Here is a 10,987-nt window from a genome sequence, read left to right as displayed (position 1 = left end):
CCCGTTCGTTTCGAGCGAAGTCGAGAAACCCGGCAACCGATCGGCCGCAATCGTTTCTCGACTTCGCTCGAAACGAACGGTCGAGGGAGGGCCAGCCTACAGCCCCTCGCCACCCACCCAGTGCGCGTTCGACAGCTTGCGCGCCAGCGACCAGGTCTGGGTGCGGATGTCGGGCACCGCGACGATTTCCCAGAACGCCCCGCGCGTCATGGGGCCCAGCGCGTACAGCCAGTCCGACGTTCGCCCGTCCGCGCCGATCGTGGCCGCGTCAGGATCGACGTCGATTCCCAGATGCGCAGCGTCGGGGCGGATCAGGCCGCGGGCGTGGAGGCTGGCGAGCAGCGGATCCTGCGTTCGCGTGAGGTCGCCCTGCGGCCCGATCGCGTTGACGATGCGGGTGACGTCCAGCGTCTCGGTCACGTCCGCGCCGCGCGGGCGCCAGTGCATCCGCACGCCCGCGTCGGTCGGCTCGAAGGCGGAGGGCTTGCCGCCGCGCACCACCAGCTGCCCGCGCTCGATCATCGCGGTCAGGCGCGCATATACCTCGGGCGCGAGGCGGTGGCGGTGGACGTCCCACCACGGGCGCAGGTGGCGCAGGAAGCGCGCGCGCTCGTCCTCGCTGGCGTTGGCCCACATGTCCTGCGTGAACGGGCGTAGCTCATCGACCGCGTTGCGCCAGTCGATCGCGTGCCCACGTGCCCGCACGCAGTTGAGCAACCGCGACGCGGCGAGCTTGGGACGCTCGTCGATCCGCTTCCACGCCCCGCCCGGCGCGACATGCGGGCGCGGCAGCAGCCCGCGGCGCGACAGGGCGACGATGCGCCCGCGAAACCCCTTCGCCTCCAGCAGCAGCGCGACGTCGATCATGGTCAGGCCGGTGCCGATGATGAGCACGGTGTCGTCGTCGCTGAGGCCATCTGCTACCCCCGGCGCCCAAGGGTCGCCGAAATAGCGTGCGCCCAGCTTCTTCGGGTCGAGCGCGGGCGGCGTATGCGGCGGCAAATTGCCGACCGCCAGCACCGCGGCATCGGCGGTCAGTGTCTGTCCATCGGCGAGGGTCGCGACCGCGCGTCCGTCATGGTGCAACCCGGTCACATCGCCGCGCACGATCGTCAGCCGCTCGGGCGCCGCCGCCTGCGCCGCGGCCAGTTGCTCGCGCAAATATTCGCCGTAGGTCAGCCGCGGGATGAACGCGGTGGGGGCATCGGCGACCCCGCGCGCCTCCAGCCAGCGGACGAAATGACCCGGATCATCGGGCAGCGCGCTCATGTTGCCGGCGCGCACGTTCAGCACGTGGCTGGCGTGGGCGGCGCCATAGGCCAGCCCCTTGCCGGGCGTCCCGCTGCGCTCGATCAGCGTCGCTCGCGGGCCGTCATGGCGCAGCAGGTTGATGGCCTGGAGCGAGCCCGAAAAGCCCGCCCCGACGATGAGGACATGGTCGATCACTTCCCTTGCGCGCCGCTCAGATTTCGTACTCGGGGCGCCATTCGGGCTCGTCATAGGCGGGGCGGCGGGCGCCCGGTTGGCGGGCGACCATTTCCGAATACAGCCCCTTGATCGTCGTGCTGCCGGTGCGTTCGAACAGCGATGGCACGACGCCGTGGACCAGAGCGGCGATGCCGCCGACGATCATCTTCACACCGAACCGCGTCGCGACGCCGAAATGCTGCGTGTAGCTTTCGTTCACGCTGCGGGGGTGGTCGACGAACCAGCGGTGCAGGGGGCTTCGGTGCATGTGGCAACCCTAGCGGCGCAGGTCCGGCTTGTGAACCGTCAGCCGTGTTCGCGCTCGAGCGAATCGAGGATGCGCGCGCCCGCCATGAACACCGCGATCGGGCAGGCGAAGAACAGCATCCATCCGCCCCAGCCGGGATATTGGTCGAGGTAGTGGATGCCCCGCTCGACCGCGCCGAGGCCGAGGCCGTAGATGACCAGGAACGCCTCGAACTTGGTCTTGATGATGAACAGGTTGCGAAACTTGCGCCACATGCGAAGGTCTTACGCAAGCCCCGCGCCAACCGCGGAAAACCGCCATTCCGGCGTTAACGATCGTGGTTACCTGTCAATTAATTCGACACATCCGACCGCTTCCAGCAGTGCGGCATAGGCTCCCTCGATCCGCGCGATCAGCGCCGGATCGGCGATATCCTCGGGCGCGATCCGCTCGGGCCAGTGCGCCTCCACCACCGCAGCGATCGTGTCGAGCCTGGCGTCATCAACCAAGAAGCGCGGATCGACCGTGGCCGGGTAGGCGACGACGCGCAGGCGCAGGCACGCAGGGCCGCCACCGTTCGCCATCGATTCGCGGACATCGACCACCTCGACCCGCCGGATCGGGCCGTTGCCGGCGAGGTGCGCCTGCAACCACGCCCATACCGCCGCATTGGCGCGCGCTTCCTCGGGCACGATCAGCGCCTGCGCGCCGTCGCCGAGCGTCACCAGCTGCGCGTTGAACAGATAGGATGCGATGGCGTCGGCGAGGCTGACCGCGGCGGCGGGTACCTCGACGATCTCGACCTCGGGCAGGCGCGCGCGCAGGTCGGCGTAGAAGGCGGCCTTGTCGGCAAACGCCTGCTCATGCGCGAACAGCACGCGTTCGTTGGCCACGGCGACCACATCGTTGTGGAACGCCCCCGCCGCGATCGCTTCGTCCGACTGGCGCACGAACAGCGCATCCACGCCGTGCGCGCGCGCCACCGCCGCGCTCGCCTCGCGGTGCTGGCGGGCGGGGAAGGGGCCACCGCTCTCACCATAGACGAACACCTCGACGCCGGGCTCGCCGTGGGCGCGGGCCAGGCGCATGTGGTTGGCGGCACCCTCGTCACCGAACGGCGCGGGGACGGGGGCGTGGACCGCAAAGGCCGGGTCGGCGAAGGCGATGCGCAACTGCGCCAGCGTCGCGGGCCATTCGTGGCTGCGATGCGGCATCGTGACGAGGTTGGCGAGGGTCAGGTGGCAGCGCCCGTCGGCGGTGTCGGGCGCGGGTGAAACGGTCGCGGCATTCGCCGCCCACATCGCCGACGCCGACAGCGATTGCGCGCGCAGATGCATCGCGGCCCGGTCGTAATCCGTGGCGAGTGTCTCCAGCCAGCGCCGATCCGGGCGCGGGTGTGGCAGCAGTATGCCCTGCGTCAGCCCCAGTGCGAGGTTCGCGCGCATCTTGGCGATCCCCTGGAGGGCCGCCGCGCGCGGGTGGGCGGTCGCGCCGGCGTTCTTCGTCGCGGCCAGATTGCCCGGCGACAGGCCGGCGTAATTGTGGCTCGGCCCGACAATGCCGTCGAAGTTGATCTCGACCAGCGTCATCGCGCGACGTGCGCCACGCGGTCGCCCACCTCCACGCGCAGCGCCGCCGCGCTCGCTTCGTCGATCGCGCCGTCCGCGATCTCGCCGATGCACGCGCGGAAGCCCGCCAGCCGCCCGGTCGCGATCAGCGAGGGCACCCCGCCGCCCGCGATCCGCTCGACGCCCATGTCCTTCGCATCCTGGATCGTCTGCACCTTGTCGGTGCGCGCGGTCATCGTCGGGCCGCCGTCGAAGATGTCGATGTAATTCTCGAACGCGAACCCCTCGTTCTCCAGCATCCGCATCGCCGCGCGACCGCTGGGGTGGGGCAGGCCGATGACGCTGCGCGAACTTTCGGGCAGCATCGCGGTGTAGATCGGATGCTTGGGCATCAGGTCGGCGATGAACTGGTTGCCGTGGATGGCGTTGAACGCGTCGGCGTCCTGGAAATTCATCCCGAAGAACCGCCCCGCGACCCCGTCCCAGAACGGCGATCCCCCGGCCTCGTCGATGATCCCGCGCAATTCGGCCAGCACCCGGTCGGCAAAGCGCGCGCGGTGGGCGCGGATGAACAGGTAGCGGCTGCGCGCGAGCAGCAGTCCCAGCCCCCCGGCACGCTCGCCCGGATGCAGGAACAGCCCGCCGACCTCGCTCGACCCCTCCAGATCGCTGACCAGGCTCAGCGTCTCGGCGCGGAAGGTGCGCGCGAGTTCGACGCTGTGCTTGGTCATCATGCCCAGGCGATAGCTGTAGAACGGCCAGTGCTGCCCGACCTTGGTGAAGATCTGGCAGGTGCCGCGTACCTCGCCGGTCGCGAGATTTTCGAGCACCAGCACGAACAGCTCGTCGGTCGCGGTGTCGTCCTCGCGCGCCAATGCGGCGGCGCTTCGTTCGATCTTGGTACGCAGCGCCTTGCGGTCGGGCGGCAGGTTGGTGAAGCCGCCGCCGGTCAGCTTCGCCATCTCGTACAAGGGTTGCAGGTCGCGGTCGGTCGCCGCCCGGATAACGAAGCTCACACGCCGCCCTTTTCGATGATACGCATTATGGTCACCGCCGACAGGCCGGCGCGCTCGGCCAGGCTGTCGGGGATCAGATATTCGTCTGCTGAATGGATCGCGCCGCCACGCACGCCCATCGTGTCGATGACGGGGACGCCGCACGCAGCGATGGTGTTGCCGTCGCAGACGCCGCCGGTCGAGTGCCACGCGATCGACAGCCCCAGGTCTGCACCGACGCCGCGGACGAGATCGAACAGCCGCGCCGCGCCCGTGTCGATCGGCTTAGGGGGGCGGTTGAAGCTGCCGTGAATTTCAATGGCGACGTCGTGCGCCGCGGCGACCATCGCCACCGCCGAGCGCAGGTGCGTGTCGGCGCGGGCGACATCCTCCGGCATCGCCGGGCGGAAATTGACGCGCAGCACGGCAAGGTCGGGGACGACGTTGTTCGGCCCGCCGCCGTCGATCCGCGCCGGATTCACCGACAGCCGCGGCCCGTGCGCCTGCTTCAGCCGCACTGCCAGGTCGGCGGCGGCGACGATGGCGTTGCGCCCGTCGTCGGGGTTGCGCCCGGCATGGGCGCTCCTGCCGCGAACGACGAGCGCGAAATTGCCGGTCCCGCTGCGTGCACCAGCCAGGCTGCCGTCGGGCAGCGCCGGCTCAAAGGTCAGCGCCGCGACCTTGCCCGCCGCCGCCTCGCGGATCAGCGCGGCAGAGGAGAACGATCCGGTTTCCTCGTCGGAATTGACGACTACCTCATAGCCGAAGCGTGACGCCACCGGCGATGCCTCGACCGCCTCCAAAGCGGCCAGCATCACCGCCAGCCCGCCCTTCATGTCGGCGACGCCCGGCCCGACGATGCGGCCATCGGGCAGGGGCGTGATCGCCTGAAACGGGTGGTCGGCGGGATAGACCGTGTCCATGTGCCCGGTGAACAGCATTCGGACGGGGGCGTCGGGGCGGACGCTCAGGTGAAGGTGGCGACCGTGCGCGATAGCCTCGACACGGCCTTCGACCGTCACGCGCTCGGCGGGCGCGGGGTCGATCATCGACAGCTCGCCCGGCAACGCTCCGAACGCCTCGGCCAGCCTGTCGGCGATGGTCGCCAGCCCCGCGAGGTTACCCGTCCCGCTGTTCACCGCCGCCCAGTCGAGTGTTCGCTCCAGCATCGGCGACGCGCCCGCGCGGGCGACCGCCGCGCGTTCAAAGTCCGACAATCCTCGTGCATCCCCACCCGTCATGCCGGGCGTGATAGCGCGGTCAGAACGCGTAAACCAGCGATGCGCGGCTGGTCGTGTCGGTATTCACGCGTCCTACCGCGGGGCGGCTTTCGTAGCTGACTGCGTAGGACAGTTGCGCCGAGAGTGGCCCGAACAGCTTTGCCTGCACCGCGGTGCGCCCGGTGACGGTGGAATTGATGTTTTGAATGTAGGCCGATGCCGCTTGCGTCACCGTGATCCCGGGCGACACCCGCCAGTTAAAATCGAGCGAGCCGCGCGCGCCGAGCTCGCTCGTATCCGCCTGTTCGGTGAAGTCGGTACGGCGAAACGACGGCCCGAGTTCGACGTCGAGCTTCAGGTCGGGGGTGCGCCATGCGGTATAGCCGGCTCCGGCGGATGCCGAATACCGGTCCATGTATCCCAGGAACCGGTCGCTCTCATACTGCGCGGCGCCGTAGATGTAGAGCCGGTCGTCCACTTTGAAATTCGGCTCATAGGCGGCAAGGTAATGCTCGCGGCTGACCACGCCGGCGCTTTCCTGATATTCGCCCAGCAATTTCAATTTGTGCCGCCAGCGGAAACCCTCGCGCGTCAGGTCGACGATCGCGGTCAGCCCGGTGGTGTCGGTGTTGCCGCTGGTCATGAACCCGCCGACCTCGATCCGCCCGCGCATCAGGTCGAGGAAGCCCGCCTCGCGTAGCGTGCGGTCGGCGGCGGCGCGGCGCGCGGCCTTCCAGTCGTTGGCGAGCTTCTGGATGTCGGCGGCGCTGTCGGGGGCGGCGCCTGCGGCATATTTGGCGATCGTCGCGACCTCGGCCTCGCTGCCCGACGTCATCGCCGCGTCGAGCATCGATTTCAGCGCCGGCGGGATCGACTGGATCTCGCCCGATGCGGCCGTCGCCGCCACCGGATCGGGCAGCGGCGCATTGGCCAGCAGCGCGGGGGCCAGCGCGACGGGGGCGAGCGGGATCAGGGCACGGCGCATCGTCATGCCTTATAGGGCGAGTGTGGCGATCATGCGGTCGCTTTGTCGCGCCTTTGCAGCGGTTCGTCGAAGGCGGCGAGCACGGCTTCGTAGAGCGCGCGCTTGAACGGCACGATCATCGCCGGCAGGTCGGCGGGGTCGGCCCATTTCCACGCGCGGAATTCTGGATGCGCGGTGTCGATGTTCACGTCGCTGTCGGCACCGCCGAACGCGAACAGGAACCAACGCTGGCGCTGGCCCCGCCACTTGCCCTTCCACAGCTTGCCGACCAATTCTTCGGGCAAGTCGTAGAACAGCTCGTCCGGTGCCTCGGCGACCAGCGCCAGCATCTCGCGCGGGATGCCGGTTTCCTCGCCGACCTCGCGGATCGCGGCCTGCAGCGCATCCTCGCCGTCGTCGATCCCGCCCTGCGGCATCTGCCATGCCTCCAGCGTCGAATCGAGGCGTTGGCCGACGAACACCTTTCCCTCGCGGTTCAGTATCATGACCCCGGCACAGGGGCGGTAGGGCAGGGTCGCGGTGGCGCTCATGCCGCCTGTCCCATCACGCGCTGCGCCTCGGCCTCGACGATCACGGGTTTCAGCGCCGCCAAGAAGCCGGCGACGTCGCCTGCGCTCGACGGGATCGCCTTGCGGATGGTGATGAAGCCGTGGATGTTGCCGACAGCCTCGCGGAACACCACTGCTACGCCCGCCAGCGCCAGCGCGGCGGCATAGGCCCGGCCTTGGTCGCGGATCGGGTCCAGGCTGGCGGTCATCACGACCGCGGGCGGCATGCCCGCCAGGTCGGCGAGCAGCGGCGAGGCGCGGTGATGATCCTTGTCGGCGCCATAGCCTTCGTCGAACCACACCATGCTCTCGTGGGTCAGCAGATAGCCCGCCTTGAACAGTTCGTAGGAGGCATAGGGCTTCGACGTGTCGGTGGCGGGATAGATCGGTGCCTGCGCGATCACCGGCACCGCAGCCGGCGCGTCGCGCAGCGCCATCGCGGTGACGATGACCAGGTTGCCGCCCGCGCTATCGCCCATCAGCACCAGCCCGGTCGCGGTCCGCCCCAGTTCCTTCGGATTGCCCGCGATCCACCGCGCCGCCGCCTCGCAGTCGTCGGGCGCGGCGGGAAATTTCGCCTCGGGCGCCAGGCGATAGTCGATCGAGACGACCGGCAGATCGAGCGTGCGCGCGACCTCGGCGCAGAAGCTGGCGTGGCTGTCGATGTTGCCGATCACGAACCCGCCGCCGTGGTAGAAGACGACCAGCGGGCCCGGTTCGCGCGACGCGCGCGCGTCGAACAGGCGCGCCGGGATGTCGCCGGCGGCGCCGGGGATCGTGATGTCGCGCACCTCGCCCAGATCGCCCTCGGGAAGGTCGACCAGCCCCTTCATCGCGACATATTGCGCGCGCGCCTGAGCGGGCTCCATCTCGTGCGTGCGCGGGCCGGGCATCGCCGCCACCATATCGAGGAAGCCGCGGACGTCGGGGCGGACGAAGGGGTCGGTCATGCACGCTCTCCATGCTGGCGGTGGCGCCGGCTCGCGCCTACCTAGGCAGCGTGATCGCCGTCGTCCATCATCCCGATTACGTGGCGCCGGCCCCGCCGCGCAGCACGTACCAGTGGAACAAGAACGGCCTGGTCCGCGACCTCCTTTGCGCCGAGGGTGCCGCGATCGACTGGCATGTGCCCGATCCTGCGCCGCGCGCGTGGATCGAGGCGGTGCACGATCCCGCCTATGTCGCCGAGGTGGCCGAGGCGCGTGTGCCGCCCCATAAGGAGCGCCGCATCGGTTTCGCGGTAACCCCGCCGATCGCCGCCCGCGCCTTCGTCGTGCCCGGCGGCACCTACCTCGCGGCAAAGCTCGCCATCGCGCGCGGCTATGCCGCCAACACCGCGGGGGGCAGCCACCACGCGCTCGCCGACACCGGGGCAGGCTATTGCATCTTCAACGATCTCGCCATCGCCGCGGTGCGGCTGGCGGAGGAGGGGCGGCGCGTCCTGATCGTCGATTGCGACGTCCACCAGGGCGACGGCACCGCCGCGCTGACCGCGGGACGCCATGACATCTCCACCTATTCGATCCACGCCGAGAAGAATTTCCCGGCGCGAAAGGCCCGCTCGACCATCGACGTGGCACTGCCCGACGGGGTCGATGACGACGGCTATATGGCGATGCTCGACGCGACGCTGCCGCCGCTGATCGCCGATTTCACCCCCGACCTGATCCTGTACCAGGCTGGCGTCGATCCGTGGGAGGGCGACCGCCTCGGCCGCCTCGCGCTCACCCGCGATGGGCTGGTGGCGCGCGACCGCTGGATCGCGCAGGCGGCGATGTCCCGCGCCCTCCCGCTCGCCAGCGCGCTCGGCGGGGGCTATGGCAGCGACGCGCTGGAGGTGGCGACACGCCACGTCGCCTCCATCCTGACGCTCGGCCACGCATTTGCCGCCGATAAAGAAGCGTTTGCATGAACCCCGCGACGTTCTACCTTTCGGTCGCGGCGTGCCGGGTCTAGAGCGCACGCAGACAGACCGCAGGACGATAGTTACATGGCGACCGCCACCCACATGCTGACCCCGCAGGAGGCGTCGGCCCATCCCGAACCGGAAGCGATCGTCGTGCGTTTCGCCGGCGATTCCGGCGACGGGATGCAGCTGACCGGCGGGCAGTTCACGCTCTCGACCGCGCTCAGCGGCAATGATCTCGCGACCTTCCCCGATTTCCCCGCCGAAATCCGCGCGCCCCAGGGTACGTTGTTCGGCGTCAGCGCGTTCCAGATCAATTTCGGCTCGACCGCGATCGAAACCGCGGGCGACGCCCCCGACGTGCTGATCGCGATGAACCCCGCCGCGCTAAAGGTGAACGTCGAGGCGCTGAAGCCCGGCGGTCTCATCATCGCCGACGAAGGCGAGTTCAACGATCGCAACCTCGCCAAGGCAAAGTATGATTCCAATCCCTTGGACGGCGATTCTCTCGCCAAGTGGCAGCTTCTTCGCCTCAACATCTCGCAACTGACGCTCGATGCCGTGAAGCCCTACGGCCTCGGCAACAAGGAGGCGCTGCGCTGCAAGAACATGTGGACGCTCGGTCTGGCGCTCTGGATGTTCGATCGCGACCGCGCTCCGCTGATCGACTGGCTCAAGTCCAAGTTCGCCAAGGCGCCCGAGCTGGCCGAGGCCAACATCGCCGCGCTGAACGCCGGCCATGCCTACGGCGAGACTGCGGAACTCGGCGCCATGGGCATCGCCCAGCGCCACGTCCCCGCCGCGCCTGCCGAACCGGGCCTGTACCGCACGGTCACCGGCGCTGAATCGATCGCGCTCGGCCTCGTCGCCGGCACGCAGCTCGCCAGCATACCGATGTTCTTCGGCGGCTATCCGATCACCCCGGCCTCGGCGATCCTCCACTATCTGTCGCGCCTGAAGGAATATGGCGTCACCACTTTCCAGGCGGAGGACGAGATCGCCGCGATCGCCTCGGCGATCGGTGCCAGCTACGCCGGGCAACTGGGTGTGACGTCCTCCTCCGGCCCCGGCATCGCCCTGAAGGGCGAGGCGATGGGGCTGGCGATCATGACCGAGCTGCCGCTGGTCATCGTCAATTCGCAGCGCGGCGGGCCGTCGACCGGCCTGCCGACCAAGACCGAGCAATCCGACCTCTACCAGGCGGTCTATGGCCGCAACGGCGATGCGCCGATGCCGGTCCTCGCCGCGCGCTCCGCCGCCGACTGCTTCGACGTGGCGATCGAGGCGGTGCGGATCGCGTGCGCGTACATGACTCCGGTGATGCTGCTGACCGACGGCTATATCGCCAACGCCGCCGAGCCGTGGAAAGTGCCGGACATGAGCGGCTACGCACCGTTCCCGGTCGCCTTCCACACCGAGCAGCCGGCAGAGGGCGAGAAGTTCCTGCCCTATGCCCGCGACGCGAACCTGAAGCGCCCGTGGGTGAAGCCCGGCACCCCCGGCCTGCTCCACCGCATCGGCGGCATCGAGAAGGCGCTCGGCACCGGCAACATCGATTATTCCCCCGGCACCCATCAGGCGATGACCGACATCCGCCGCGACAAGGTGGCGAACATCGCCGTGCCCGACCAGACGGTCGAGCTGGGCGAGGCAGGCGGCAAGCTCGTCGTCGTCGGCTGGGGCTCGACCTTCGGCCCAATCCACCAGGCGGTGCGCCGTGCGCGCAAGCGCGGACTCGACGTCGCCCACGTCCACATCCGCCACATCTGGCCGATGCCGAAGAATCTTGGCGATCTGCTAAAGAGTTACGAGCATATCCTGGTGCCAGAAATGAACACCGGCCAGCTCAAGACCCTGCTGCGCGACCAGTTTCTCGTGGACGCGAAACCTCTCAACAAGGTGTCGGGTCAGCCCTTCCGCATCGCCGAGATCGAGCAGGCGATCGACGCGGTATTCGGACGTGGCGCGGAGGCCGAGGAAGTGCCGGCCGACGCCACGCAGCTGCCGAGCGCAGAGGCTGTGAACCCGTAATCCCGTGCCGCCGACGCGCG

Annotated in this window: 11 protein-coding genes; 2 read left to right on the top strand and 9 right to left on the bottom strand. The window is 69.1% G+C overall.

Going from position 1 to position 10,987, the window contains the following annotated elements; all coding sequences use genetic code 11:
• Nucleotides 1-96: 96 nt before the first annotated feature.
• From M9980_RS06620 to M9980_RS06580, 9 genes are all read right to left on the bottom strand, one after another.
• A complete protein-coding gene (locus M9980_RS06620; RefSeq protein WP_250754615.1) occupies nucleotides 97-1,446 on the bottom strand; it encodes an FAD/NAD(P)-binding protein in 1,350 nt (449 codons plus the stop codon).
• Nucleotides 1,447-1,462: 16 nt separating this feature from the next.
• Nucleotides 1,463-1,735 (bottom strand): DUF6356 family protein, encoded by a 273-nt coding sequence (locus tag M9980_RS06615; protein ID WP_250754614.1) that lies wholly within the window; start codon nucleotides 1,733-1,735, stop codon nucleotides 1,463-1,465.
• Nucleotides 1,736-1,773: 38 nt separating this feature from the next.
• Nucleotides 1,774-1,989 (bottom strand): hypothetical protein, encoded by a 216-nt coding sequence (locus M9980_RS06610; RefSeq protein ID WP_250754612.1) that lies wholly within the window; start codon nucleotides 1,987-1,989, stop codon nucleotides 1,774-1,776.
• A 66-nt stretch (nucleotides 1,990-2,055) separates the two neighbouring features.
• Entirely contained in the window at nucleotides 2,056-3,303 is a 1,248-nt protein-coding gene (locus M9980_RS06605) for an N-succinylarginine dihydrolase (protein WP_250754610.1), read from the bottom strand.
• On the bottom strand, nucleotides 3,300-4,298 hold the full coding sequence (locus tag M9980_RS06600) for an arginine N-succinyltransferase (protein WP_250754608.1): 999 nt from the start codon (nucleotides 4,296-4,298) through the stop codon (nucleotides 3,300-3,302). The genes M9980_RS06605 and M9980_RS06600 overlap by 4 nt, the downstream gene beginning before the upstream one ends.
• Complete coding sequence (locus M9980_RS06595) at nucleotides 4,295-5,446, bottom strand: hydrolase (protein ID WP_250754607.1); 1,152 nt, start codon at nucleotides 5,444-5,446, stop codon at nucleotides 4,295-4,297. Before M9980_RS06595 ends, M9980_RS06600 begins: the two co-directional genes overlap by 4 nt.
• Before the next feature lie 91 nt (nucleotides 5,447-5,537).
• Nucleotides 5,538-6,488 carry a DUF481 domain-containing protein gene (locus M9980_RS06590; protein WP_250754605.1) on the bottom strand — a complete coding sequence of 317 codons (951 nt, stop codon included), beginning with the start codon at nucleotides 6,486-6,488 and terminating at the stop codon, nucleotides 5,538-5,540.
• A gap of 23 nt (nucleotides 6,489-6,511) precedes the next feature.
• Nucleotides 6,512-7,012, bottom strand: coding sequence for an RNA pyrophosphohydrolase (locus tag M9980_RS06585; protein WP_250754603.1), 501 nt, complete (start codon nucleotides 7,010-7,012; stop codon nucleotides 6,512-6,514).
• Nucleotides 7,009-7,980: an alpha/beta hydrolase gene (locus M9980_RS06580; RefSeq protein WP_250754601.1), complete on the bottom strand. Its 972-nt coding sequence runs from the start codon at nucleotides 7,978-7,980 to the stop codon at nucleotides 7,009-7,011. Before M9980_RS06580 ends, M9980_RS06585 begins: the two co-directional genes overlap by 4 nt.
• A gap of 50 nt (nucleotides 7,981-8,030) precedes the next feature.
• On the opposite strand from M9980_RS06580, the gene M9980_RS06575 reads away from it, so the two are divergent.
• On the top strand, nucleotides 8,031-8,942 hold the full coding sequence (locus M9980_RS06575; RefSeq protein ID WP_250754599.1) for a histone deacetylase family protein: 912 nt from the start codon (nucleotides 8,031-8,033) through the stop codon (nucleotides 8,940-8,942).
• 78 nt (nucleotides 8,943-9,020) lie between these two features.
• On the top strand, nucleotides 9,021-10,967 hold the full coding sequence (locus M9980_RS06570) for a 2-oxoacid:acceptor oxidoreductase subunit alpha (protein ID WP_250754597.1): 1,947 nt from the start codon (nucleotides 9,021-9,023) through the stop codon (nucleotides 10,965-10,967).
• Nucleotides 10,968-10,987: the final 20 nt, after the last annotated feature.

It is taken from the genome of Sphingomonas donggukensis (assembly GCF_023674425.1).
GTDB classification, from domain to species: Bacteria; Pseudomonadota; Alphaproteobacteria; order Sphingomonadales; family Sphingomonadaceae; genus Sphingomonas; species Sphingomonas donggukensis.
This window is presented reverse-complemented; position numbering and strand designations above follow the sequence as displayed.